Below are 25,439 nucleotides of genomic sequence, written 5' to 3' on the forward strand. Positions count from 1 at the left end.
CCGCCGCCTCGGCCTGGCGACACGGATCGCAGTGGGGGATGCGGTGACGGGAGTGCGCCCTGTACCCGGCGGGGGTTCCGCACTGGCCGGTCCAGCCGGGGAGAATCTGGGGAGGAAGTGCGACGTGGGGAGTCTGCGGGGAGGGCCAGAACCTAAAGTCCCGTGAAGTTCAGTGAAGTGGCGGGAAGTTAAAAGAGGCTGTTGGGCGGCCGATTCGCACGCCGCAGCGATCTCTCCGCAGCTCAGTCCGAACCCGTCGGACAGTACCAGTCGTACCACTCCACGGCATTGCCCACGGAGGCCGCGAGCAACTGGCGGGCCGGGCGGCGGGCGGACGGGGAGTCGGTGGCGGAGTCGGTGGCGGGTGCGGGCGTCTCTGTCATGATCGGGACGATTGCCGAGTTGCGGGCCGGGCACAAGAGCCGCAGGTGAAGGCTGCGTCAAACTCTGCGGGAGCCCCCGCGCCGCGCACCTGGCTGACGGTTGAGTCAGGACAACCGAGCGCACGTGGAAGCGGACCGGTGTTGAGATCCGCTCAACGCGTGAGTACGGTGACTGGCCATGGATCACGAAGCGGCCGAGCCACGGTCCGGCAGCGCGTCCGCCGTGGCCGACCGGGTGCGGCAGGTCATCGCGGCCGCCGGGGTCAGCCAGCGGGAGTTCGCCCGGCGGATCGTCATGGACCCCTCCAAGCTGTCCCGCTCGCTGGGCGGCACCCGCCGCTTCACCGCCGCGGAACTGGCCCGCATCGCCGACACCGCGGGGGCCGACGCCGCCTGGCTGCTGGGGTCGACCCGTACCCCCGGGGGAGCGGGTCGGGGACGGCGCGTGCGCGTCGTATCCGCGGACGCCGTCCCCGACGGCGGACGGCCCCTTCAGATCGTGCGCGAGACCGTCCGGCTGATCGCCGAGCACGGCTACCACGCCGTCCGCGTCGCCGACATCGCCGCGGCGTGTGCCACCAGCACCGCCACCATCCACTATCACTTCCCCGGCCGCGACGACCTGCTCGAAGCAGCCGTGCGCCGGTGCATCGACGAGGACACCGCCCGCCGGGCCGCCCGCCTGTCCGGGGCACGGGACGCGGCCGACGAACTGCGCCGGCTCATCGAGCTCCAGACCCCCTACGGCGAGCAGCAGCGCCGCAGGTGGCGCGTCTGGCTCGACCTGTGGGCCGAGGCGGCACGGTCCACCGCCGTGGGACGCCTGCACGGCGAGTACTACCGGCAGTGGCGGGACACCGTCGCCGACGTCGTACGACGCGGAGTCGCGCAGGGCGTCTTCCGGCCCGACGCCGATCCGCGCGCCACCGCCCTCGGCCTGACCGCGCTCGTCGACGGGCTCGCCGCCCAGGTGCTGGCCGCCGCGCCGGACGCGCCCGCGCCGGGCTCCACCACCGCCGAGGACATGCACGCGGCCCTGCGCAGGTACGTGGCGGCGACCCTGGCCCGGCCCGCCTCCTGACGCTCCGTAACCCGCCGCCCCCCCACCGAGGAGATACGCATGTCCGTGAACCAGGACGTCGGCCCGGCCGACACCGCTGACGTCACCGATACCGCCGAGGTACCGGTGGTCGACTGCCTGCCGCTGGTCCACCACACCGTCCGGCCCGAGTGGATCGACCACCACGGCCATATGAGCGAGGCCTTCGCCGTCCTCGTCTTCGGATACGCCACCGACGCCATGATGATCGAGACGGGTCTGCACGGGGGCTACCGCGAGTCCACCGGCTGCACCCTCCGCACGGTCGAGACGCACCTCCGGTACCTGAGCGACGTCCCCGAGGGTGCCCGGCTCGCCATCCGCACCCGGATCCTGGGCGCCGCCGCGGAGAAGGTCCGCTACGCGCACGAGCTGTTCGTCCTCGACGGGGTCAGGAACGTGGAGGCGGTGGCCGGGCTTCACGGCGTCGAGGGCGCGGTGGAGGCATCCCCCGCGACCCTGCCGACCGAGGCCGAGCCGGCGGCCACCACCGAGGTACTCGCCGTCCACGTCGACCGGCAGGCGGGAAGCGCCACCCCGTTCCCCGAGGCCGTCAGGCAGCGGCTGGAATCCCTCACCGAGGACGCCCCGTGCTGGGCGGGCCGCTCCATCGCCGCGGTCGCGGACCCGCGCGCTTGAGCGCCACCGCGCGGGCCGCCCTGATCAGCAGCGGCTGGGCCCGTCCGGCGCCAGGTACATGAGGGTGTTCGCCGCGCTGCCGGGAACCGACAGCCAGAGCAGCTTCCAGCGCGGCTGCCAGCGTACGAGGCCCTGATGTGCGCGGAGTTTCGTGCGCAACTGGTCCGGGCGGTGGTACCAGGCGCGGAAGCGGTGCCCGAGCCGGCCGTCGACCTCGTACAGGGTGATCCAGCCGTCGTCCCGCACATCGGCCGCCGACAGCAGCAGCTCGTGCAGTTCGCCGGGCTCCTCGCAGCACTTGCGGGCCTGGATCCAGTGCACGTGGTGGCCGGGCGAGTACCTGCGGCACGGGCCCTGCGGAACGGGCGCGGGGCCGGGAAGGGGGGTGGATTCCATGGCGCGGTGATGCCTCCGCCTGTCATGGACCCCGGCGCCGCAGCCCCGGTGATCCGCCGTTCCCCGTGCACAGCGCGACGGGGCGGGTCGTCACCCGGGGCACCCGCAGCGGGCGGGATGCCGTCCAGCGAGCCGGGGCTTGACGCTGGAACTCGTGACCCGCGAAAACCGTAACAGAGGGAACGCGCAGGTCAGGCAGGTGCCGTAAGGCCGTCCGACCAGACGGGCGCCGTTCCCGCCAGGCGGCAGACCATCAGGTAGAGGGGGATCGGCGGGGTGTACGGGGCCGGGCCCTGCGGCGTGTGGACGAGGCGGGGCCGGGTGGCGGGGACGCGCGCCTCCGCCGCGTACTGCGCGGGTTCCGGCCAGGGCAGCCCGAGGTCGGAACCGGAGGGAACGATCCACCACCAGAGGTCCCCGTCGGCGAACACACAGCCGGGACGGGACAGTTGGTCCAGCAGCCGCTGCCCGTAGTGGGCGGGCAGACCCACGGCGTCGCAGCCGAGGGGGGTGTGGTCGAGGGCGGGCGGCAGCAGCAGCCGGGACGGGCCGCCCGCACCGGTACCGGCACCCGTGCGGCGCATCCGGGTCAGCCGGTCGGCGAGACGATGGCTCATCGCAGCCCGCTGCCGGACATGTCGGCTTCGCCCCGGGGGGAGCAGCCGTGGGTGAGTTCCGCCCACACGGTACGGCCGCCGTCCGGTCCGGGACCCTCGTGCTCCTGCGAGCCCCACGTGTCGCACACCGCGTCGACGAGCAGCAGCCCGCGCCCGTGCTCGCTCGCGGTCGACTCGCTCGCGGCCCGCGCCGAACGGTCCAAGTGCGGGCCGTCCGGGCACGCACCCTCGTCCTGGACGGAGATCCGCAGCCGACCGTCGCTGTCGGTGAGTTCACAGCGGAACCGCTCGCTGGCCGTGTGGATCACCGCATTGGTGACCAGTTCCGAGACGATCAGGGCCGCCGTGTCGCCCAGCTGTCCGAACAGGCCCCAGTAGGCCAGCCGGTCGGTCGTGAGATGCCGTGCGCGTACGACGGACTCCGGACATGCGGGCAGGGCGAAACCGTACCGTCGGACACGAGCCCCGTGATGCGGGCCCATGACCTGGGGAAAGAGCGTGGAGCCAGGTACCACGACCGCATCCTCACCATGGGGGGCGACCGCCGCACCCCGCCTCCCCCGGTGCGGTGCGCGGCAGCCGCATGAACCAGTTCACGCTGCAACTCTCCCTCTGTCCTCGTCACTTGGCAAGAGGCACTCTGAAAATTTCAGAGTGCCATTTCGGAGATCGAGAACGCGTGGCACACTGCATCGCAACAGCACGTAGAGCACAACGCCGAATCAGTCACGGTCAGTTACGGGGAGGCTTTCGATGAGTGAACCGCGGTCGGCCCCGACCGTCGGACAGGTCGTGCTCGGCAAGCGGCTCCAGGACCTGCGCGAGCGCGCGGGCATGACGCGCGACCAGGCGGCCAAGGTGCTGCACGTCGCACCTGCGACCGTCCGCCGGATGGAGACCGCCGAGGTCACCCTCAAGATTCCCTACGTACAGCTGCTGCTCAAGGCGTACGGAAGCAGCGACGAGGACTGCGACGCCTTCGTCGAGCTGACCCAGGAGGCCAACCGGCCCGGCTGGTGGCAGCGCTTCCACTCGATCCTGCCCGACTGGTTCAGCATGTACGTGAGCCTGGAGGGCGCCGCCTCCCTCGTCAGGTCGTACGACCCGCACTTCGTGCCGGGACTGCTCCAGACCGAGGACTACGCCCGCGCGGTCATGCGCACCGGCGCCATCGGCCAGACCCGTCCCAAGGACGTGGAACGGCACGTCGCCCTGCGTATGGAACGCCAGGCGCTGCTCACCGGGCCGAACGCCCCGACCCTCTGGGCGATCATGGACGAGACGGCGCTGCGCCGCCCGGCGGGCGGCCCGGACGTGATGCGCGCCCAGCTGGACCGGCTCCTGGAGGTGGCCGACCTGCCCCACGTCACCCTCCAGCTCGCGGAGTTCGCCGCGGGGCCGCACCCGGGTACGTACGGGCCCTTCGTCCTGTTCCGGTTCGCCGTGCCGGAACTGCCCGACATGGTCTACAGCGAGTACCTGACGGGCGCCGTGTACCTCGACGCGCGCCTCGAAGTGGCGACCCACCTCGAAGTCATGGACCGCATGGCGGCGCAGGCCGCCACCGCACCACGCACCAAGGAGATCCTCGCGGATTTCCGCAAGGAGCTCTGAACCCCACAATGTCCCGCACCCCCCGTGCCGGCCGCGGCGTCGACCGTCCGGCCGACCGCTCCGCCGACCGCCGCTCCGATCGGCGCGCGGACCACCGGCCGGGCCACCGCATCTACAACGGCATGCCCGCGGGCGACCTGCCCGCCGAGGGCTGGTCCAAGCCCTGGAGCGGCGGCAACGGCGGCAACTGCGTCGAGACCATGAAGCTCGCCGACGGCCGGGTCGCCATACGCCAGTCGGCCGACCCCGAAGGGCCCGCGCTCATCTACACCCCCGGGGAGATCGCCGCCTTCATCCAGGGGGCGAAGTCCGGCAAGGCGGACTTCCTCCTCACCTGATGAGTCACCGCCCGATGCCCCGCACATCCGCTTCGACCTGTGCCACGTGACCCCGAGGAGAGCCCCATGACCGGGCAGGACCGCACCACCGGCAGCTCCGCACCCGTCGTGATCGACACCAGCAAGCCGCACCCGGCCCGGATGTACGACTGGTTCCTCGGCGGGAAGGACAACTATCCGGTCGACGAGGAGATGGCCCAGCAGCTCCTGCAACTCGACCCACGCGGACGGGACATGGCCCGCGTCAACCGTGCGGTGATGCACCGGGCCACCCGCTGGCTCGCCGAGAACGGCGTGCGCCAGTTCCTCGACATCGGAACCGGGATACCCACCGAACCCAACCTCCACCAGGTCGCCCAGGGCATCGCCCCCGACGCCCGCATCGTCTACTGCGACAACGACCCCATCGTGCTCGCGCACGCGGAAGCCCTGCTGCGCAGCACCCCGCAGGGCGCCACGGAGTACATCCAGGCCGACGCCCGCGAACCCGCGGCGATCCTCGAACACGCGGGAAAGACTCTCGACTTCGAGCGCCCCCTCGCACTCTCGCTGGTCGCGCTGCTGCACTTCATCGGTGACGAGGAGGGTGCGTACGACATCGTGCGCAGTCTCATGGACCGCCTGGCAAGCGGCAGTTACCTCGTCCTGACGCACGTCGCCCGCGACTTCGACCCGGAGGGCGCGGACAAGGCCGCCGCGATGTACAAGGCGCGCGGCCTGACCCTCCAGCCGCGCACGCGCGAACAGGTCGCCCGCTTCTTCGACGGCTACGAACTGGTCGAGCCCGGAGTGTCCCTGTCCGCCGAGTGGCGACCTGAACTGGGCGAGCCCGTCCCGGTCACGGGCGACGACCCGATCCCGGGCTGGGTGGGCGTGGCCCGCAAGGCCTGATCGGTTGACGGGGCGGCGCGAACGGTCCCCCGACGCCGAGAAAGAGTGTGGCGCGAGCGCGAACCGACCCGCGCCACACGGTATTGCGTCGACGTCAGGCCGATGGCGACATCCGTGAGGGGCGGCCCGCGCCCCGCGTCAGCGCATACCCCGCCAGGCCCGCCAGCGCGGCCAGCGCCGCGCCCGCCGCCGTCCAGATCCACCGGGACGACCAGGTGCCGGACGTCCAGCCGTCCTCCGGCGCCGCGGCGGCCACCGCCTGCTTCGGCTGCTTCACGTCCTCCGCGGTGCTCGCCCCCGGCACCAGCGGCGCGGTCAGCGACCCGTCGACCGCCCGTGACCCGCCCGCGTCCGCCACATCCGCCCGCACCTCGGTACGCGCCGGGAGCCCGAGGTCGTCATCGGCCAACCCGGTCACCGTCAGCCGTACGTAGTACGAGCCGGGCAACGGATCGTTGGACGACTGCTCCGCCCAGGCCCGCACCGTACGCAGGTGACACGCCAGCTCCACCGACTCCGTGTCCTTCTGCGCGGTCGCCGTCGACGCGCCGAACGTGCACGCCTGCCGCCTTCTCAGACCGTCGTACACGTCCAGTTGCCAGGTCTGTGCCCCGTGGCGCTGAGCGGCCGGGGGCAGCGCCACCCTCGCCCGTACGGTCGCGTTCTGGCCCGCGTCGGCCGGGAACACCCAGTACAGGTAGTCGCCGGTGGACGCGCCCGCCGTGGCGAGCTGACCGGGCCGGACCGCGGCGGCCGTACGGAAGGACGTACCGGCTTCCGTGGGTGCCGTGGCGTCCGTGCTCGGCGGCGGGGACGGGGTCTCGTCCGCGACCGCCGCCGGAGCGCCGCCCGCGAGAACCGCTCCCGCGAGCAGGGCTGCCGTCAACACACATGTCGTACGCATCAGTTGGTCCTCCAGACCGCTACGCGCCAGCGTGACACCCAGCCGGTGATCAGCCCGGCGAGAAGGCCGACGAGCGCCATCACGCCCAGCAGCCACCAGCCGTGTCCGAGCCCGAAGGACGCGACGTCGGAGGCGTTCGAAGGAGAGTCCACCAGGTCGATGGACAGTTCCACCGGCAGGCCCGGGGCGGTCTTCACCGACGGCGGGGCGGAGAACGAGCTGCTCACCCGCAGGCACACCGTCTCGGCCGGCGGTTCCTGACCCCTCTCCGTCTCTATGTCCGCCTTGGGGTAACGCAGCCCGGACGAGATCACGTCCGTGCGCCCGTCGCCGGACTCCTGGCCGCGCACGATCTCGCGACCGCTCAGCGTGGAGGCGCGCACCAGCACCCCGTAGTCGTTGTCGACCGCCCGGTCCGCGCCGACGCTCACCGACGCGCGCAACTCCTGGCCGGGCTTCACCGACACCTGGTACCAGCGGTGCTCGCCGAACTGCTCCCGGTCGGTGTAGAGACCGGCGCCCAGCTTCGGTGCGCCGGTGCACGAGGTACCGCCCTTGGTGGCGACCGGCGTCACCACCGGGTCGGCCGCCCGCTCCACCAGCTGCTTGACGCGCTGGGAGAGCTGGTCCTTGTGCTGCACGGCGGTGTAGGTGCCGCCGGTCGCCTCGGCGATGCAGGTGAGCTGCTGGCGGATCTTCGCGTTGGGCACCAGGCCGAGCGTGTCGATCACCAGGCTGGTGCCCTTCGCGGCGATCTCGCGGGCCACGACGCACGGGTCGAGGGGACCGCAGGTGTCCTCGCCGTCCGTGATGAGCACGATCCGCCGGGTGGTGTCGCCACCCTCCAGGTCCTTCGCCGCGCCGAGCAGCGCCGGCCCCACCGGGGTGAAGCCGGTGGGGGCGAGCGTGGCGACGGCGGCCTTGGCCTCGGTCCGGTCGAGCTTGCCGACCGGGTAGAGCTGCCGGGTGTCCTTGCAGCCGAGCTGTTTGTCGGAGCCCGCGTAGTCGGCGCCCAACGTCCGTATGCCCAGACGGACTTCCTCGGGTGTTGCGTCCAGCACCTCGTTGAAGGCCTGCTTGGCCGCGGCCATCCGGGACTGCCCGTCGATGTCCCTGGCCCGCATCGAACCGCTGACGTCCAGCACGAGTTCGACCTTGGGGGCCTCCGTGGGCGCCCCCTCCGTCGTGTCCAGCCGGTCGTCTGCGGCAGCGGCGGCCGGCAGCAGCCCGGCGGCCAGGGCGGCGAGCAGTGTGCCGCACGCTCCGGCCGCCAGTCGTTTCCTTGTGATCATCGCCGGATCCTATGAAAGATCGTCAGCCCTGCACAAAACGCGGCCGCTGCGTCGGAGAGGGAACTACGGCCGCGGCGGTGTCAGCGTGACCAGGAACTTCCTCGCGGGCGCGACGTTCCCCGCCGCGTCGATCGTGCGGTACTCGACGGTGTGCGTCCGGTACTCCGGCGTCGCGTCGTCCCACGGCACCAGCCGGGGGGTGCCGAGCTTGCCGTACACGAGGTCGTCGACGTTTGTGCCGGACGGGGTGAAGCGCCACGGGGCCGCGGCATCCGTCGGCCAGCCGTAGTACGTGTACCAGCCGTCCCCGTTGACCCGGAACTGTGTGACCGTCGCGCCCCGCTGGTCGTCCGTCGCGCTCAGCTTCATGGTGAACGGTCCGTCGTAGACGTACTCGACGGGCTCACCGGGCCGTTGCACCGTGCGCAGCGGCTTCGAGAGCACGTACGAGGTGGTGGCCCGCGTCGCGTCGACGGTCCACCTCAGCACGGAGCCGCCGGTGCGGGCCTGGAGAGTGTGCGTGCGGCCGCCGGTCAGGGAGAGCTTGCTCAGGTCGAGATCGCGGTCGTTGCCGCGGCCGGTGGCGACGGGCCGCCCGTCGAGCGTCCAGTGGACGGCGGGGGAGCGGCGGGTGCTCGGGTGGGAGGTGTCGGCGTACACGACGGAGCGTGCGCCGACCGGCCTGTCGGTGGCGGTGTGTCCGGTGAACCGCGCCCGCCCCTCGGTGTGCCGGGTGCGTACCGTACGGTCCACGGTCCAGCTCACGGTACGGCTCAGCGCGGTGGAGGCGCGCACCGCGGGGTCCCGTACGAAGGGGGTCGGATCGGTGACGGTGGCGGTCAGGGTGTGCGGGCCCCTGCCTACGTGCAGCCGCCTCAGGTCGAGACTTCTCGCGCCGTACGTACGCGGCACCACCGTGCCGTCCAGTCGCCAGACCACGTCCAGCGCGCCGCCCACCGGGTGCAGGGTGTCCACCCAGACGGTGCGGTCGGTGCCGAGGGCGGCGGTGTTCGGGGTGTGGTCCTGCACCAGGTTCACCTTGTTCGAGATGGCCTGGGTCATCACCTCGCGCTCGACCTGATCGAAGTCGTAGCCGAGGGTTTTCATCATCGAGTGCTTGCTCGGCCGCCAGACGCCCTTGGTGGAGTACAGGCCGCCCTCGTGACGGCCGATGCGCCCGCCGGAGAGGCTCTCCTCGCCGAGCCAGCGCCACCACTTCTGCTGCTTGGCACGCATCTCCTGCTCGGTGAGGAGGGTGTGGTGGGTCGAAGCCGGTTCGCCGCCCCGGTAGGTGCCGCCGGGGACGCCGCGCCCGTAGTAGTCGTACTCGTCGTCGAGCTTGCCGAGGGAGTGGCCGATCTCGTGCGGGGTGATGAGGGCGGAGAGGGCGTTGCCGCCGGATGCGGTGGCCCAGGCACCGCCCGCGCCTCCGTAGGTCTCGCTGTTGGCGAGGGCAACGATCTGCCGGTTGGCGCCCTTCGTGCCCGGTACGAGATCGGCGGCGGCGTCCGCCTTCCTCGTGTCGACGGTCAGCAGCCGTTGCACGCTGCCCGCGTTGCAGCCGCCCCAGAACGCCATGTCGAGCGGGGTGTCACGGCGGGCGTCGGTGAGGCCCGGGTCGCAGTCGACACCGGACTCGGGGGAGGGCGTCTGGACCGCCCACACGTTGATGTAGGAGCGGTAGGAGGCGAACGGCTCGATGCTCCACAGCACGTTCATGTGCTTCTCGACGTCCGCCCGGAACCCGGGGAGTTCGGCGGCGGTGTATCCGTCGCCGAGGACGACGAGGTTGAAGCGCTTGTCGGCGGGCCCGGTGGTCTGGACGGGGACGACCACGGCGTCCGCCGGTGCGGCGGAAGCGCGGCCGGCGGCGAGTGCCGGGGGAGGGGTGACGGCCGCCGTGAGGCAGCCGGCGAGGAGCGCGGACGCCGTGGCCAGGAGTGCGGATCTCTTCTTGGTGCGCGAGGATCGCATGGGTCGCATGGCCGGGAGCGTACGACCGCGGCCAACTGGGCGTAAAGAGGCCCCAGTTGCGCAAGAGCTGCGCTCGGGGGCCGGAAGCGGCGAAGAATTCACCGCCTCGTCACACGTTCCAGAATGCGGACGAACATCGATTCGACGTGGACAAAGCGCCTGCTCACTGCCACTCTCGCGCCATGCGCCCTGCCATGTCTTCCCACAGTGCTGTTCTTCGCCGTGCCGACCGCCCCGCGCACCGTGCGGCCCGCGGCCTCACCGCCCTCGCGGTCGTCGTCTCGGCGGCCTTCGCAGCCGGTTGCGCCCCGCAGCCGGAGCCGTCTTCCTCCGCGGCGGGCCCGGCGGCTCCGGGCGACGCGTGCCCGAAGGGCGAACTGGCCACCGAGACGGCGGGCAAGCTGACGGTGGGCACCGACAAGCCCGCGTACGCACCCTGGTTCAAGGACGACAACCCCGAGAACGGCCAGGGCTACGAGTCCGCCGTCGCGTACGCGGTGGCCGAGAAGCTCGGTTACGCGAAGCAGGACGTCGTCTGGCGGACGGTCGCCTTCAACAACGCCTTCGCGCCCGGCCAGAAGAAGTTCGACTTCGACCTCAGCCAGATCTCCATCAGCGAGTCCCGCAAGAAGGCCGTCGACTTCTCCTCCGGCTACTACGACGTACGGCAGACCGTCGTCGCTCTGAAGAACTCCAAGGCGGCGAAGGCCACCTCGGTCGCCGACCTCAAGGGCGTGAAACTCGGCGCGCAGGTCGGCACGACCAGCCTCGACGTCATCAACGAGGTCATCCGGCCCGGCGAGAGGCCCGCGGTCTACCAGAAGAACGACCTGGCCAAGGCGGCGTTGAAGAACGGCCAGGTGGACGCCATCGTCGTCGACCTGCCCACCGCCTTCTACATCACCGGCGCCGAAGTCCCGGAGGCCACCGTCGTCGGCCAGTTCGAGGACACCCCTGGCAGGGCGGAGCAGTTCGGCCTCGTACTCGACAAGGGCAGCGCGCTGACCGGCTGCGTGAGCGGCGCGGTCGACGCCCTGCGCAAGGACGGCACGCTCGCCCAGCTGGAGAAGCAGTGGCTGGCGGACGCCGTCGACGCGCCGGTGCTCAAGTGACGCTCCACAGAGCGGAGTCGACGGATCGGGACGGCTACGTCCCCTCCGCCCGGCGCCTCGAACGCGAACGCTTCAAACGCGCCCGTACCCGCCGTGCCACCGCCGTCGCCGCGATCAGCACCCTCGTCACGGCGGCGGTCCTGTACGTGGTCGTCGTCAACTCCCCGGGCTGGCAGCGGACCCGCGAGACCTTCTTCGACCCGGCCTTCGCCGCGAAGGCGTTCCCGGACGTCATGCGCGGTCTGTGGCTCAACCTCCGCCTGCTGGTGGTGTGCGGGGCGTCCGTCCTCGTCCTCGGCATGCTGCTCGCCGTCGCACGCACCCTGCGCGGGCCGGCCTTCTTCCCGCTGCGGGCACTGGCCACCGCGTACACGGACTTCTTCCGCGGGCTGCCCCTGATCATCAACCTGCTCATCGTCGTCTTCGGCGTCCCCGCCCTGCGCCTGACGGGCGTCACGACAGAGCCGGTGATCCTGGGCGGAGTCGCCCTGACCCTGACGTACTCGGCGTACGTCGCCGAGGTCTTCCGCGCGGGCATCGAGTCCGTCCACCCCTCACAGCGCGCGGCGGCCAGGTCGCTCGGCCTGTCCCACCGCAAGACGCTGCGGTACGTGGTGCTGCCGCAAGCGGTGCGCAGAGTCGTACCCCCGCTGCTCAACGACCTCGTCTCGCTCCAGAAGGACACGGGCCTCGTCTCCATCGCGGGCGCGGTCGACGCGGTCTACGCGGCGCAGATCATCGCCAGCCGCGACTTCAACTACACCCCGTACATCGTGGCGGGGCTCGTCTTCGTCGCGCTGACCATCCCGATGACCCGGTTCACGGACTGGGTGACGGCCCGGATGGACCGGCAGCGGGCCCAAGGAGGAACGGTATGACGACGTCCGACGCGGATCCGGTACTGCGGCTCCAGTCCGTGCGCAAGACGTACGGCAAGGGCGGCGGCACGGTCGTCCTGCGCGACGTGGACCTCGACGTCGCCCCGCACACGGTCACCGCCCTGATCGGAGCTTCCGGCTCCGGCAAGTCGACGCTGCTGCGCTGCGTGAACCTCCTGGAGGAGATCGACGACGGCGCGATCCTTCTCGACGGCGTGGACATCACCGACCCGCGCACCGACCCCGACCAGGTGCGCCGGCGGATCGGCGTCGTCTTCCAGGCGTACAACCTCTTCCCCCACATGTCCGTCCTCGACAACGTCACGCTCGCTCCCCGGCGGGTGCACGGCGTCGGGCGTGCCGAGGCGGAGGGGAGGGCCCGCGAACTGCTGGAACGGCTCGGACTGGGCAAGAAGGCCGACGAGTACCCGGACCGGCTGAGCGGCGGCCAGCAGCAACGCGCCGCCATCGTGCGGGCATTGGCGGTGCGCCCCCGGCTGCTCCTGCTCGACGAGATCACCGCCGCGCTGGACCCCGAGCTGGTCGGGGAAGTGTTGAGCGTGGTGCGGGACCTCAAGGACGAGGGCATGACGATGGTCCTGGCCACCCACGAGATGGGGTTCGCCCGCGAAGTCGCCGACCAGGTGTGCTTCCTGGACGCCGGGGTGGTGCTGGAGCGGGGGACGCCGGCGGAGGTGTTCGGGGCGCCGCAGCAGGAACGAACGCAACAGTTCCTCAGCCGAATTGTGGAGGCCGGGCGGCTCTGACAGTGCTGCGTGCTACATCTTGACCATGCGGGGACGACGACTTGTGAGTTACCGGGACGCGGTAGCGATCCTGGGCGGCGACAGCGAGGCACTGGCGGCCGCGGACCGGGCGCTGGGCGGAGCGCTGTCCGTGGCCACGGGGGGCGCGAGCGACGCGGTCCTCGGACTGTTCGGCGCTCAGGGGCGGCTGCTGCGCCTGGGACGGGACCTGACGGCCGGTCTGCGGGACCGGCTGGGGTCCTCCGAGCGGGCCGAGCGCACGGAGAAGATCGCTGCGGCACACGCGGTACTGGTGCTCACGGCGTTCTTCGAAGCGGCGGCGGAGGCCGATCTTCCTTTCTCTCTTGCCGAGTTGGAGCTGACCCGGAGCGAACAGATCGCCCTCGCCGACGGTGACGGGGCGGCGGGCTCTTTCGTGCGCGCCCTGCTGTCCGCGGGGGTGCCGCAGCCGAACCCGACGCAGCCCTTCGAGCAGACCTTGACCCGGCTCTACGGCTGGTACGGGACGCCCGTCCACAAGCTCTGGGAGTTCCTGCGCGGCCTCGCGGTGTGGGAGCGGCTGGAGGAGAGCGAACGGTCCCGTGCGGAAACCACCCTCCGCGGCCTCGACCGGCGGGCGGTGGGACGCTACGAGGAACTGTTCGCCCGCCTCGCCCTTGAGGTGCCCGAATTCGGCTTCTGGTCCGGGCAGATGGAGCACCGGGCGACCCGGCACGAGGTACGCCGGTCCCTGGCAGGCATCCGCTCCGCCCTTTCCGGTCTCGCCGCCGTCCCCGCTCTCGGCCACGCCGGCGCCCAGCTGACCGCCGGATACCGGGCGGCACTGGACAAGGCGATCCTCTCCGAAGGGAGAGCCCCCAGCGGCCTCGCCCTGCCGACTCTCACCGAGGGCTACGTCGACCCGGACTTCCGGGTCGCCCATGTGGCGGGGGAGAGCAGCGGCCCGGCAGGGGAGGAGTGGTGGGAGGAGGTGCCCGTACGCTCGGACCTCACCGAGTTCCTCGCCGCGTCCCTGACCTCCCTCGGGTCCATGACCACCCCCCTGCTGGTGCTCGGCCAGCCGGGCGCGGGCAAGTCGGTCCTGACGAAGATCCTCGCGGCGAGACTGCCCGGTACCGGGTTCCTGCCCGTCCGCATCGTCCTCCGGGAGATCCGCGCCGAGGACGACGTACAGGACCAGATCGAGCACGCGGTACGCCTGGCCACCGGCGAGCGGGTCTCGTGGCCGGAACTGGTGCGGTCGGCGGCGGGCGCGGTGCCGGTGCTGCTGTTCGACGGCTTCGACGAACTGTTGCAGGCGACGGGTGTCAGCCAGACCGACTACCTGCTGCGGATCGCCAGGTTCCAGCAGCGCGAGGCCGACCAGGGCCGGCCCGTCCACGCGCTGGTCACCAGCAGGACCGCCGTCGCGGACCGGGCCCGCTGCCCCGACGGCACGGTCGCCCTGCGGCTGGAGCCCTTCCGCGAGCCGCACGTCGCCCGCTGGCTGGACGTCTGGAACGAGCTCAACGCCCCCCACTTCACCGCCCGGGGCCTGCGGCCGCTCTCCGCCGAGGTGGTGGGCCGGCACAGCGAACTGGCCTCCCAGCCGTTGCTCCTGCTGATGCTCGCCCTCTACGACGCGACCAACAACGCACTCCAGCAGGACGCCGGCAGCGGAGAACCGCTGGGCGCGGCCGACCTCTACGAGGAACTGCTGACCTCCTTCGCGGTCCGCGAGATAGGCAAGTCCGGCGAAGGCCTGGACGAACGTCTGCTGGCCGACCACACCGAACGCGAACTCCAGCGGCTCTCCCTCATTGCCTTCGGTATCCTCAACCGGCGCCGCCAGTGGATCACCACCGACGAACTCGACCAGGACCTCGCCGCGCTGCTGGGCCGCCCCGACCTCCGGTCCGCCGACTTCAGGGCCCCGCTCGGCCAGGCGGAGATCGCCCTCGGCCGGTTCTTCTTCGTACAGCGCGCCCAGGCCCTCCAGGACGAACACCAGCTCGTGACCTACGAGTTCCTGCACGCCACCTTCGGCGAGTACCTGGCCGCGCGGCTCGCCGTACAGATCCTGTCCGGGCTGCTCGGGCAGCGCCCCGCACTGGCGCTGGGCCGGGTGAGCGTCGACGACGACCTGCTGTACGCGCTGCTGTCGTACAACCTGCTGGCCTCACGGCAGATGCTGCGTTTCGTCGAAGCCCGGCTGGCGAAACTGCCGGACAACGACCGCGAGCGCCTCGCCGCCCTGCTCGTCACGGTGATGGAGGACGCGCGCGAGCGCGGGGCGCACCAGTACGCCGACTACCGGCCGATCCGGCGGGCGACGGCAGCCAGGCACGGCAAGTACGAGGCGAACCTCATCCTGATGACCGTGCTGCTGCGCGGAAGCGTCACCACGAGCCGGCTCTTCCCGGATGCGGCCGACCCGGCGGGCATCTGGTGGCACCGCACCCAGCTGTGGCGCTCCGCCCTGACGGAACAGGAGTGGACGGACTTCGCGCTCGCGCTGGAGGTCCGGTGGGGGTGGGCGGACGGGCGCCGGGAGCTGACGGTGGAGCGGCGGTCAGGCGAGGGGTTCGCCGCGCACGCCATCGACCCGTACTGGGTGTTCCGCCACGCACCGGGCAGCGACACCCACGAATGGGAGCGCTCGTGGTCGCGGGCTTACTGGTACGAGATCCAGCACAAGATGGGGGTCGCGGGCGGAACCAACGATTCGATCGTCCGGCACGCGGTGGACCCGATGTTCCGGCACTTCGGGGCGGCCGTCACGAGCTTCTTCGGCGAAGCCCGGGGCGGCACGGCCGCCTCGTACGCGCACGACCTGACGGAGCTGTGGCTTCTGAGCAGTCTGGGGGACTCGCCGGACGACCTGGCCAAGCATTACCGGCGATGCGCTCGTCTCCTGGACCACGCCCGGAACCTCGACGGGCCTTTCGGACACCGCGTCGCCGCACTGGTGCTCGCCCAACTGCGTACGGACGCGTCCCGGCTGCCGACGGGGGTGGTCGCCGAGGTGCTGCTGGCCGCTCTGGGGGTCGCGTCGGACGAACTCGTGGAGACGATGGCGCGCATCGCGGTGAACAGACTCGACGAGGCGGGCGGAGACGGCCGGCAGACGCCTGCGAACGAGGTACCGGTGCTCATCCTGGCCCTCGTGCGCACACTGCACGTGTTCCGCAGCGCGACGAGGGCGGCGGAAGTGCACCAGTGGGTGGTTGACGTCTCGGCCGGCCCGGCGTCGAGGCTCTTGGAGCAGGACGAGCTGTACATCGCGAGCTTCTTGTCACGGGTCTACGGCGCGGACCCGGGGTGAGCCCCGGCCGTACGGTCCCGATCCATCTGCCCCAGCCCCTTACCAGTGGTAACCGCAACGTGAGTCGCAGGAGCACAGGACGGCCCTGCCCGTCATGGGGGACATCCCCGTCAACGCACTTACGGGCGGGGCGAGTTGCATGGCCGATGTGCGACGGTCGGCGGTTGCTCAGCCGTCGCTCATCCGGTAGTGGTACGAGTCCGTCGGCGGCAGTGCCAGCTCCGGGCGCCACGCCCGCAGCACCGCCGCCGACGGGGTGAACAAAGTGCCCGGAATCTCGTCGGGTGCGAACATCTCCCACCGTGCGATCTTGTCCGGTTCCATGACCCGGGCGACCCCCTCCGTCACCCGGGTCACCGCCGCCGCCGAGATCCTGTTCAGGCCGTACGCCCCGTCCATCACGAGCGCCGCGATCCGCACCGTGTCGGCGGACACCGACAGGCCCGTCTCCTCGGCCAGTTCACGCGCCGCCGTCTGCTCGAAGCTCTCGCCGGGGTCCACCTTGCCGCCGGGGAGTTCCCAGGCCCCGTTGTGCGCGAGGCCGAGCAGCACCCGGCCGGCCGTGTCGAGGACGATCACGCCGACGCCGACGAGCGAGTTCGGGGCGGGGGAGGTGCGGGCCGGCAGATCGGGGACGGCTCCCGGGGCGGGAGAGGCCGCGACCGGCGAAGCGCCGGCGGGGCCCGGGGTGGCGGCGGGTCGTACAGTACTCATGACCAGCGACACTACCCCGGGCCCCACCGCCTTCCGGCGTCAGGCGACCGCCGGGAACCTCTCCCACACGCGGTGCTTCGCCAGCAGCCCGGTGATCGTCCGCAGCACCTCGCCGCCGTCGTCGCCCAGCACCACGCCCGGCGCCAGGTCCGGCACGCCCGCCGCTTCGAGCACCGGCAGAGCACCGCTCCAGCCGCCGATGGCCTTGCCGTGCCGGTACGCCTCCGAGACCAGCAGCAGCGCCCTCGGGTCGGTCGTCACCGTCGACAGCTCGTCGGCCTTGGCGTCACGTGCCCCGAACGCGTCCGCGCCCGCCTGCGGTGTGCCCGCGAGCAGGATCGCATCGAACTCGATCGAGCGCGCGGTCGCGAACGTCCGCTGCACGGTGACCGGTTCGCCCTGGCCGACGTCCAGCTTGCCACCCGCCGGAGCGATCACCAGCGGCACCATGTCCGCGTCCAGGACCGCCTGCCGCACGGCCCGCAGTCCGGCCAGGTCGCCGTCCGCGCCGGCCACGATCCCGATGATGCGGCCGTCCGTCGGCCAGGTCTTCCCGATCTGCGAAAGGGCGGGGCTCGGCTCGACCGACGCGAGCGGCACGGTCGGCTCCGGCGCGGGCAGGCCCAGCCCCGTCGCCACCTCCTGGCACAGCTGCGGGTCGATGTTGGCGAGGACCTTCAACGCCCTCTCCTTGATGGCCTGTTCGTAGCACTTGTTCAGCTCGAAGGTGTACGCGGCGATGATGTGCTCCCGCTCCACCGGCGTCATGCTCAGCCAGAACCGCCGCGGCTGGCTGAAGTGGTCCGAGAAGGAGGCCGGGGCCTGGCGCACCTTGCGGCCCGCCGCGACCGCCTGCGGCACCTCCACGTACGCGGAGACGTCCTCGCCCGCCATGAAGGGGCAGCCGCCGTCCAGCGAGTTGGGCTTGTACGGCGCGGTACCGCTGTGCACGGCGGTCTGGTGCATGCCGTCCCGCAGCATGTCGTTGACCGGGGCGTGCGGACGGTTGATCGGCAGCTGGCCGAAGTTGGGCCCGCCGAGACGGGTGATCTGCGTGTCGAGGTAGGAGAAGAGACGGCCGGTGAGCAGCGGGTCGTCGGTGATGTCGATACCCGGAACCAGATGCCCCGGGTGGAAGGCGACCTGCTCCGTCTCCGCGAAGTAGTTCGTGGGGTTGGCGTTGAGGGTGAGCAGGCCGATCGGCTGCACCGGAGCCAGCTCCTCCGGAACCAGGTTCGTCGGGTCCAGGAGGTCGATGCCCTCGAAGACCTGCTCCGGGTTGTCCGGGAAGACCTGGACGCCCAGCTCCCACTGCGGGTACGCGCCCGCCTCGATCGCGTCCGCGAGGTCACGGCGGTGGAAGTCGGGGTCCATGCCGCCGGTGATCTGCGCCTCCTCCCACACCTGGGAGTGCACGCCCAGCTTCGGCTTCCAGTGGAACTTCGCGAGGGTGGTTCCGCCCTCCGCGTTCACCAGCCGGAAGGTATGGACGCCGAAGCCCTCCATCATCCGGTACGAGCGCGGGATGCCCCGGTCGGACATGTTCCACAGGGTGTGGTGGGTGGCCTCGGTGTGCAGGGTGACGAAGTCCCAGAACGTGTCGTGCGCGCTCTGCGCCTGCGGGATCTCCCGGTCCGGGTGCGGCTTGCCGGCGTGGATGATGTCCGGGAACTTGATCGCGTCCTGGATGAAGAACACCGGGATGTTGTTGCCGACCAGGTCGAAGGTGCCCTCGTGGGTGTAGAACTTCGTCGCGAACCCGCGGGTGTCACGCACCGTGTCCGCGGAGCCGCGGGAACCGAGGACCGTGGAGAAGCGGACAAAGACCTGCGTCTCCACGTCCTTCCCCAGGAACGCCGCCTTCGTGATCGAGGCGGCTGTCCCGTACCCCTGGAAGACGCCGTGTGCGGCGGCCCCGCGCGCGTGCACGACCCGCTCCGGGATCCGCTCGTGGTCGAAGTGGGTGATCTTCTCGCGGAGGTGGTGGTCCTGGAGCAGCGTCGGCCCGCGCTCGCCCGCCTTGAGGGAGTGGTCGGTGTCGTAGAGCCGGGCGCCCTGCGCCGTGGTCAGGTAGGCGTCGCGCTGCGCCACCACGTCCTGGTCGACACCGGTGGCCTCGCCGGTCGGGCTCATGGTGGCGGGACCACGCTGATCCGGCTTGGGGGGCAGCGGCGGACGTACCTCCGTCGGCTCGTCGACCTGCGGCGGCTCGGGGGCGGGGCGGCCGGGAATGGCGCCCCGGGCGTCGTCCGAGTCGCCGCGCAGGGCTCCGGTGACCTTCTCGGCGGCCTCCTTCACCGGGTTGGACTTGGAGCCGGACTGGGGGTTGGGCTTGTCCACTGGGTTCCCTCCGTGCTGCGTACGTGGTCGTCCTGCATGGTCACCGCATCTAGGTACCCGCACGCGGTGATATATCACGGTAAGTACGCTGATTCGGCGCGGCAGTCCGCTCAGGGCCTGGTCCCCATGCCGGTCGCCGCCTCCCCGGCCCTGCCGCCCGGCACCTTTTCGGCCAGCGGGGGAGTGCTGCCGCCGCTGCCGTGCCGCAACCCGTGCAGGAACTCCTCAAGCACCTGCACCGACGTCCGCTCCGGCGCCCAGCCGAGCTCTTCCCCGGCCCGGGTGCAGTCCATCAGCGGCAGCCGCAGCACCGCGTCGAACAGATGCGGCGACGCGGGCAGCAGCCGTGCGCCCCAGCCGGCCATCAGCGCCGTGCGCGCCACTGCGCTCGGCATCCGTACGACCTTCGCCCCGAACATCTCCGCCAGCACCCGCGCGTCCACCGGCGGGCCCGCCGCCAGGTTGAACGCCCCGCGCACCTCCCGCTGCACCGCCAGCAGGTACGCACGCGCCGCGTCGTCCGTGTGCAGGGCCTGCACCCGCAGCCCCGGAATGTCCGGCACGACGGGCAACGCCCTGGGACGCACGAGACGGTGGGGCAGCAGCGGGCCCGCGAACAGCCGCCGCTGCTCGCTCGCCGACTCCTGCTTGAACAGGAACGCCGGCCGCATCCGCACCACCCGCTGCTCCGGATGCCGGAGTTCGTGCAGATCCAGGATGCGCTCCAGGTACGCCTTCTCCCGGCAGTACGCGGCGTCCGGCCAGCCGTGCGTCGGCCAGGTCTCGTCGACCGCGACGTCCTTGGGCCCCGGCGAGTACGCGCCGACCGACGAGGCGTGGATCAGGGCGGGCACCCGGGCGCGGGCGGCCGCCTCGAAGACCCGGATCGAGCCGAGAACGTTGGTGCGCCAGGTGACCTCGGGCCGGTGCGTGGGCTGGAACAGCCACGCCAGGTGGATCACCGCGTCGGCGCCCTCGAACAGCTTCGCCAGCTCGTCCACCGACCCCGGGTGCTTGTCCGGGTCGCCGGCCGCGCCCAGGTCCGACTGGAGCCACGTCGTCTTGGGCTCGCTCACCTCGGGAACCCGGCGGGCCAGCCCGTGCACCGACCCGATCTCCGGGTCCGCGCCCAGCGCACGGAGCACACTGGTCCCCACGTTCCCCGTCGCCCCGGTGACCACCACGTGCTTGCTCATCGTCCGGCTCCCGTCGTCGTGCGGCCGGCAGGCCCTCGGCCTTCGCCGGCCTCTTCGCTCGGGCGGGCGGGTATCCGAAGTTCACGCCCCTACACACGTGGAGCGGGAACGGGTCCGAAAGCTGCCCGGTCCTGAACGCGGGCGGGCGGTCGCCCGACCGCACCGCACTCGTCGCTCAGCGACCGTATGCCGATGAGGGACCACTCGCGAGATCGGACCACTTGCGACGCCCCTCCGCGCGCACCCCCGTCCTCTGGCGCATGCACCCACACACCTCCTAGATTCGAGCCTCATTGGTCCGATCTCTGGAGAGCTCATGACGCTGCCTCGGCATCCGGCGTTCACCCGGTCCGCCCCGCCCGGTACGAGTGCCGCCCCGCCCGCGACCGCGGACCCGCCGGGCGCGGCCGACGCGGTGCCGCTTGGACCCGTCCCGCCGGATCTCACCGACGGGCACACCCTCTGGTACGGCAGACCCGCCGCCGACTGGGAGAGCGAGGCCCTTCCCCTCGGCGGCGGAGACCTGGGTGCCATGGTCTTCGGCGGAGTCGCCACCGAACAGCTCCAGCTGAACGAGAAGTCGCTGTGGACCGGCGGACCCGGCAGCAAGGAGGGCTACCACCACGGAAACTGGCCCACTCCCCGGCCCGGAGCGCTCGACGAGATACGCACGATCATCGACGAACAGGGGTCCATGCACCCCGACGAGGTCTCCGGGCGGCTCGGCAATCCCGCCTACCGCACGCCCGCCGGCCTCGTCCCGGGCTTCGGCAACTATCAGAACCTCGGCTCCCTCCTCCTCGACTTCCCCGGCGCCCCCGCCACCCTCCCCGCCGGCTACCGCCGCCACCTCGACCTCCGCAACGCCCTCGCAGGCGTCACGTACCGCGACGCGACCGGCACCACCCACGTGCGCGAGTACTTCGTCTCCCACCCCGCCCGGGTCGTCGCGGGACGCCTCACCGCCGACCGCCCCGGTTCCGTTTCCTTCACCCTGCGCGTCGGCATCGCCCACAGCGGGGCCACGATCACCGCCGCGGACGGCCGCCTCACCGTCGCCGGAGCCCTCGCCGACAACGGACTGCGGTACGAGGCCCAGGTCCAGGTCGTCCACGAGGGCGGCACCCGTACCGAGGGCGGCGGCCGGATCACCGTCACCGGCGCCGACAGCGCCACCTTCGTTCTCTCCGCCGCGACCGACTACGCCGGCCGCTTCCCCGCCTACCGGGGCGACGACCCACACCCCCGGGTCACCGCCGCCGTCACCCGCGCGGCGAGCCTGCCGTACCCGCAGCTGCGGGCCGCACACCTCGCCGACCACCACGGGCTCTACGACCGTGCCCGCCTCGACCTCGGACCGCGGACGCCCGCCGAGGTACCCACCGACGAACTGCTCGCCGCCTACCGTGCCGACCCCGCACCGCCCACCGCCCGCGCCCTGGAGAACCTCTACTTCCACTACGGCCGCTACCTGCTCATCGCCTCCTCACGCCCCGGCCCCGACGCACTCCCCGCCAACCTCCAGGGCGTCTGGAACAACTCCGCCACCCCTCCCTGGAACGCCGACTACCACACCAACATCAACATCCAGATGAACTACTGGCCCGCCGAGACCACCCACCTCGCCGAGACCGCACACCCCTACTACGCCTTCGTCGACGCCCTGCGTGCTCCCGGCCGCACCACGGCACGGACGATGTTCGAAGCCGGCGAGGGCTGGGTCGTCCACCAGAACACCAACCCCTTCGGCTTCACCGGCGTACACGACTGGGCCACCTCCTTCTGGATGCCGGAGGCCAACGGCTGGCTCCTGCAACAGCACTACGAGCACTACCTGTTCAGCCTCGACGAGACCTTTCTGCGCGAACAGGCCTACCCGGCGATGAAGGAGGCCGCCCAGTTCTGGCTGACCCAACTGCACACCGACCCGCGCGACGGCGCACTCGTCGTCTCACCCAGCTACTCGCCCGAGCAGGGAGACTTCACGGCCGGGGCCTCCTTCTCCCAGCAGATCGTGTACGACCTGCTCACCAACACCGCGGAGGCCGGCCGGGTCCTGCGCGTGGACACCGAATTGCGGGAACGGATCACCGCCGTTCTCGCCCGTCTCGACCCCGGGCTCCGGAAAGGCAGTTGGGGCCAGCTCCAGGAGTGGAAGGCCGACCTGGACGACCCCGGCAACACCCACCGGCACGTCTCGCACCTCTTCGCCCTCCATCCGGGCCGGCAGATCGAGCCCGGATCGGAGTTCGCCGCGGCAGCCGAGGTCGCCCTCAGGGCACGCGGCGACGGAGGTACCGGCTGGAGCAAGGCATGGAAGATCAACTTCTGGGCGCTGCTCGGCGACGGCGACCACGCCGCGCAGACGCTCCGCGAACAGCTCAAGGACTCCACCCTGCCCAACCTCTGGGACACCCACCCGCCGTTCCAGATCGACGGCAACTTCGGCGCCACCGCGGGCATCGCCGAGATGCTGCTCCAGAGCAGGCACGGCACGGTCCACGTCCTGCCGGCCCTGCCCGCCGCATGGTCCGACGCCGGTTCCTACGACGGGTTGCGCGCGCGGGGCGACTTCACGGTCGGCGTCGACTGGCAGCAGGGCCGGCCGACCGAGATCCGCCTCGCCTCGGGCAGCGGTGGCACGGCCAAGGTCCGCCACCCGGCCCTCAACGGCCGGGTACGGGTGGTAAGTACGGGAGGGAAGGCGACGACGACGCACACCGCCGAGGGAGGCGTACTGAACCTGCCGACGTGCGCGGGGGAGACGTACCGGATCCGGCCGGTGGGGTAACCGGGGCGGACCGGGCGGCAGCTCCGGGCCGGCCGGACGCGGGGCGGCGCCCGCCCGCGCGTCGTCTCCTCCCGCGCCCGCAGCCGTCGGCCCCCTGCGGCCCCTCACTCCGCGGGGTACGCCACCGATACTCTGGGCCCGTCGTACCGCATGCGTGCCTCCGGGCACACGAGGAGCACACCGTGGCCGAGCCCGCCATATCCCCGCCGGACCCCCTCGCGCCACCGGGCTCACCCCCACCTTTCGGTCGCGTCGCACCGGCGAGTCGGACCGGGCCGGCGGACCCCCTCGCCCCGCGCGGCATCCCGCTCACCGGTGTCCGGCGGCGGCTGTCCCGGGCTGCCGTGTCCCTGGTCGCCCTCCTCGCGGCCGTGCACGCGGCGATGCTGCTGCTCCACGTCGCCTCGGACTTCCCACTCGCCAAGAGGTACGCGGAACAGGTCGACTGGTGGATGCGGCCGATGTTCCCGCAGGACTGGAGCATCTTCGCCCCCGATCCCTCGCGCTACAACCTCCACCTGGAGGCCCGTACTCGCGTCGGCGGCACGTTCGGGCCGTGGCGCGACCTCAGCGCGTACGACCACTCCCGTTACCGCGGCGACCTGTTGCCCAGCATCGAGGAGCAACTCGTCCTGCGCCGCGCGGTGTCTTACTACCAGGCCTCCGATGCCCGCCCTGACTCCGGAGGCGCCGACGCGACCCGCGACACCCATACCCGCTACCTGCTCAACGTCGTCCGCATCCGCCTCCACGACATGGGGGCACCCCTCGGCGACGCCGTGGAACTCCGTACCCGGTCCACCCGTATCCCCGCCCCCGAGCAACCCGGCGCCGTCCACCCGCCCCGCTACCGCACGCTCGGGATATGGGAGCTGCCTTCGTGACGACCCGTCAGGTCTGGCGACTGGGTAACGAGAGGGTGCACTTGTCCGTGCGCGGCGCCGGGGAGACCCTCCGCGGCCTCACCCTGCGCCCGCTCGCCCCCTACAGTGCCGCCGCCCTACGCATCGGGCTCGCCGGACTCTTCACCGTCCACCTGCTGCGTGAACTCCCGCACGCCGGCCGGCTCTGGGGCCCCGATTCGCCCTTCACCGCCGCTCTCTTCGCGGAAACCATGCGGACGCGCGGCTGGGACGGCGCGTTCGGCTGGTGGTACGGGCTGCTGGCCACGGACAGCGTCGCCGTCTTCTACGGCTGGTACACGATCGCGCTCGCGGTCGGCGTGCTGTACGCGCTGGGGTGGCACACGAGGCTGATGGCCGTCCTCTTCGTGTTCGTCGTGGTCGCCTTCTACTTCCGCGGCTGCATGGCGAACAGCGGCTGGGCCCTGCTGAGCCTGCTGTTCGCGAACTACCTGGTCTTCTGCGCCAGCGGCCGGCACTGGTCGCTCGACGCGCGCCGCCGGGCGCGGCGCGCCGGGAGCGGCGGGCGGCCCCCCTGGGGCGACGAGACGGAGGAGCTGCGGCGGCGCGCGGTGACCTTCCTGCACAACGCGGGCCTTGGCGTCATCGCCCTCCAGGTGATGGTCGTCTACACCTCGGCCGCCATGTACAAGATCCGTGGCGTCTCCTGGCGGGAGGGCACCGCGATCCACTACGCGATGTTGAGCGACGACTTCTCGACGTTCCCGGAGCTGTCGGCGTGGATCGTGAGCCACGGCACGTTCGCGGCGTTCCTGGCGTACGCGACGGTGTTCTCCCAGCTCTTCTTCGCCGCGCTGGTGTTCAACCGGAGGCTCAAGTACGCGGTCCTGGTGGTGATGCTGGCCACGCACGTCGGGATCGGAGTCCTCATGGCGCTGCCGCTGTTCTCCGCGATCACGGTCGTGGGGGACCTGGTGTTCCTGCCGACGACGTTCTGGCTCGCGGCTGCCCGGTTCGTACGGGTGTGGCGCGCGGCGCCGGGGGAGGGGGCCGCGGGCCCGGCGCCCCGGGCCGGCGTGGAGCCCGGCGTCGAGGCGTAGCCGGGGGGAGGGGCCCGACGGCCCGGCGCGGAGGAACCGCCTCGGCTTCCTCGCCTCGGGTGCGTGCCACTGGAGGGGCGGGCTCCACGCCTTGTGAGGCCCCCGTGCCGCGCTTCCGGATGTGCGTCCGCAGCTGTCGCGGCCCGGCCCGCCCTGCGTCTGCCCCGACCCCGGGTGCCTGCGCCCCCCGGCATGGCCGCCCCCCGCGCCCGCCGCTGTGTCCGTCC

General features: G+C 71.7%; 22 protein-coding genes and 1 riboswitch. Of the genes, 12 read left to right on the forward strand and 10 right to left on the reverse strand.

Features of this window, described 5'->3' with window-relative positions:
- Positions 1–242 precede the first annotated feature (242 nt).
- Positions 243–383 carry a hypothetical protein gene (locus tag HNQ79_RS15050; protein ID WP_185031639.1) on the reverse strand — a complete coding sequence of 47 codons (141 nt, stop codon included), beginning with the start codon at positions 381–383 and terminating at the stop codon, positions 243–245.
- 178 nt (positions 384–561) lie between these two features.
- Here HNQ79_RS15050 and HNQ79_RS15055 point away from each other — a divergent pair, with 178 nt between their 5' ends.
- Both HNQ79_RS15055 and HNQ79_RS15060 read left to right on the forward strand, forming a co-directional pair.
- Positions 562–1,464 (forward strand): TetR/AcrR family transcriptional regulator, encoded by a 903-nt coding sequence (locus HNQ79_RS15055; protein WP_185031173.1) that lies wholly within the window; start codon positions 562–564, stop codon positions 1,462–1,464.
- A 45-nt stretch (positions 1,465–1,509) separates the two neighbouring features.
- Positions 1,510–2,121, forward strand: coding sequence for a thioesterase family protein (locus HNQ79_RS15060; protein ID WP_373312600.1), 612 nt, complete (start codon positions 1,510–1,512; stop codon positions 2,119–2,121).
- 24 nt (positions 2,122–2,145) lie between these two features.
- On the opposite strand, the gene HNQ79_RS15065 is transcribed toward HNQ79_RS15060, so the two are convergent.
- From HNQ79_RS15065 to HNQ79_RS15075, 3 genes are all read right to left on the reverse strand, one after another.
- Complete coding sequence (locus HNQ79_RS15065; protein ID WP_185031178.1) at positions 2,146–2,517, reverse strand: hypothetical protein; 372 nt, start codon at positions 2,515–2,517, stop codon at positions 2,146–2,148.
- Between the two features lie 50 nt (positions 2,518–2,567).
- Positions 2,568–2,677: riboswitch (SAM riboswitch) on the reverse strand.
- A gap of 31 nt (positions 2,678–2,708) precedes the next feature.
- On the reverse strand, positions 2,709–3,134 hold the full coding sequence (locus HNQ79_RS15070; protein WP_185031179.1) for a hypothetical protein: 426 nt from the start codon (positions 3,132–3,134) through the stop codon (positions 2,709–2,711).
- Positions 3,131–3,649, reverse strand: coding sequence for an ATP-binding protein (locus HNQ79_RS15075; protein WP_373312595.1), 519 nt, complete (start codon positions 3,647–3,649; stop codon positions 3,131–3,133). The genes HNQ79_RS15070 and HNQ79_RS15075 overlap by 4 nt, the downstream gene beginning before the upstream one ends.
- A gap of 238 nt (positions 3,650–3,887) precedes the next feature.
- On the opposite strand from HNQ79_RS15075, the gene HNQ79_RS15080 reads away from it, so the two are divergent.
- The 3 genes from HNQ79_RS15080 to HNQ79_RS15090 all read left to right on the forward strand — a co-directional run bounded on the left by HNQ79_RS15080 (position 3,888) and on the right by HNQ79_RS15090 (position 5,977).
- Entirely contained in the window at positions 3,888–4,748 is an 861-nt protein-coding gene (locus HNQ79_RS15080) for a Sco1979 family transcriptional regulator (RefSeq protein WP_185031180.1), read from the forward strand.
- 122 nt (positions 4,749–4,870) lie between these two features.
- Positions 4,871–5,086, forward strand: coding sequence for a DUF397 domain-containing protein (locus HNQ79_RS15085; protein WP_185031593.1), 216 nt, complete (start codon positions 4,871–4,873; stop codon positions 5,084–5,086).
- Between the two features lie 66 nt (positions 5,087–5,152).
- Positions 5,153–5,977, forward strand: a complete 825-nt coding sequence (locus HNQ79_RS15090; RefSeq protein WP_185031181.1) for an SAM-dependent methyltransferase — start codon at positions 5,153–5,155, stop codon at positions 5,975–5,977.
- A 94-nt stretch (positions 5,978–6,071) separates the two neighbouring features.
- On the opposite strand, the gene HNQ79_RS15095 is transcribed toward HNQ79_RS15090, so the two are convergent.
- The 3 genes from HNQ79_RS15095 to HNQ79_RS15105 form a co-directional block, all read right to left on the reverse strand.
- A complete protein-coding gene (locus HNQ79_RS15095) occupies positions 6,072–6,881 on the reverse strand; it encodes a hypothetical protein (RefSeq protein ID WP_185031182.1) in 810 nt (269 codons plus the stop codon).
- Entirely contained in the window at positions 6,881–8,173 is a 1,293-nt protein-coding gene (locus HNQ79_RS15100; protein WP_185031183.1) for a VWA domain-containing protein, read from the reverse strand. The genes HNQ79_RS15095 and HNQ79_RS15100 overlap by 1 nt, the downstream gene beginning before the upstream one ends.
- Before the next feature lie 63 nt (positions 8,174–8,236).
- Positions 8,237–10,156 carry a M64 family metallopeptidase gene (locus tag HNQ79_RS15105; protein ID WP_229923621.1) on the reverse strand — a complete coding sequence of 640 codons (1,920 nt, stop codon included), beginning with the start codon at positions 10,154–10,156 and terminating at the stop codon, positions 8,237–8,239.
- 185 nt (positions 10,157–10,341) lie between these two features.
- Between HNQ79_RS15105 and HNQ79_RS15110 the strand changes: the two genes are divergently transcribed.
- Genes HNQ79_RS15110 through HNQ79_RS15125 form a run of 4 tightly spaced genes read left to right on the forward strand, consistent with a single transcriptional unit; the run spans position 10,342 to position 16,208 of the window.
- The gene (locus HNQ79_RS15110) at positions 10,342–11,259 is read left to right on the forward strand and encodes an ABC transporter substrate-binding protein (protein ID WP_185031184.1); all 918 of its coding nucleotides are present in this window, start codon (positions 10,342–10,344) and stop codon (positions 11,257–11,259) included.
- Positions 11,256–12,137 carry an amino acid ABC transporter permease gene (locus HNQ79_RS15115; RefSeq protein WP_185031186.1) on the forward strand — a complete coding sequence of 294 codons (882 nt, stop codon included), beginning with the start codon at positions 11,256–11,258 and terminating at the stop codon, positions 12,135–12,137. The genes HNQ79_RS15110 and HNQ79_RS15115 overlap by 4 nt, the downstream gene beginning before the upstream one ends.
- On the forward strand, positions 12,134–12,904 hold the full coding sequence (locus HNQ79_RS15120) for an amino acid ABC transporter ATP-binding protein (RefSeq protein ID WP_185031188.1): 771 nt from the start codon (positions 12,134–12,136) through the stop codon (positions 12,902–12,904). Before HNQ79_RS15115 ends, HNQ79_RS15120 begins: the two co-directional genes overlap by 4 nt.
- Before the next feature lie 25 nt (positions 12,905–12,929).
- The gene (locus HNQ79_RS15125; RefSeq protein ID WP_185031190.1) at positions 12,930–16,208 is read left to right on the forward strand and encodes an NACHT domain-containing protein; all 3,279 of its coding nucleotides are present in this window, start codon (positions 12,930–12,932) and stop codon (positions 16,206–16,208) included.
- A 168-nt stretch (positions 16,209–16,376) separates the two neighbouring features.
- Here HNQ79_RS15125 and HNQ79_RS15130 read toward each other — a convergent pair whose 3' ends face one another.
- From HNQ79_RS15130 to HNQ79_RS15140, 3 genes are all read right to left on the reverse strand, one after another.
- On the reverse strand, positions 16,377–16,922 hold the full coding sequence (locus tag HNQ79_RS15130) for a nucleotide triphosphate diphosphatase NUDT15 (RefSeq protein WP_185031192.1): 546 nt from the start codon (positions 16,920–16,922) through the stop codon (positions 16,377–16,379).
- 39 nt (positions 16,923–16,961) lie between these two features.
- The gene (locus HNQ79_RS15135; protein WP_185031194.1) at positions 16,962–19,262 is read right to left on the reverse strand and encodes a catalase; all 2,301 of its coding nucleotides are present in this window, start codon (positions 19,260–19,262) and stop codon (positions 16,962–16,964) included.
- Positions 19,263–19,372: 110 nt separating this feature from the next.
- On the reverse strand, positions 19,373–20,458 hold the full coding sequence (locus HNQ79_RS15140) for an NAD-dependent epimerase/dehydratase family protein (protein ID WP_185031196.1): 1,086 nt from the start codon (positions 20,456–20,458) through the stop codon (positions 19,373–19,375).
- A gap of 316 nt (positions 20,459–20,774) precedes the next feature.
- On the opposite strand from HNQ79_RS15140, the gene HNQ79_RS15145 reads away from it, so the two are divergent.
- The 3 genes from HNQ79_RS15145 to HNQ79_RS15155 all read left to right on the forward strand — a co-directional run bounded on the left by HNQ79_RS15145 (position 20,775) and on the right by HNQ79_RS15155 (position 25,212).
- On the forward strand, positions 20,775–23,249 hold the full coding sequence (locus HNQ79_RS15145; RefSeq protein ID WP_185031198.1) for a glycoside hydrolase family 95 protein: 2,475 nt from the start codon (positions 20,775–20,777) through the stop codon (positions 23,247–23,249).
- 182 nt (positions 23,250–23,431) lie between these two features.
- The gene (locus HNQ79_RS15150) at positions 23,432–24,133 is read left to right on the forward strand and encodes a DUF5819 family protein (protein ID WP_185031200.1); all 702 of its coding nucleotides are present in this window, start codon (positions 23,432–23,434) and stop codon (positions 24,131–24,133) included.
- Entirely contained in the window at positions 24,130–25,212 is a 1,083-nt protein-coding gene (locus tag HNQ79_RS15155) for an HTTM domain-containing protein (protein ID WP_185031202.1), read from the forward strand. Before HNQ79_RS15150 ends, HNQ79_RS15155 begins: the two co-directional genes overlap by 4 nt.
- The last annotated feature ends 227 nt before the right edge of the window (positions 25,213–25,439 follow it).

It is taken from the genome of Streptomyces candidus (assembly GCF_014207445.1).
GTDB lineage: Bacteria > Actinomycetota > Actinomycetes > Streptomycetales > Streptomycetaceae > Streptomyces > Streptomyces candidus.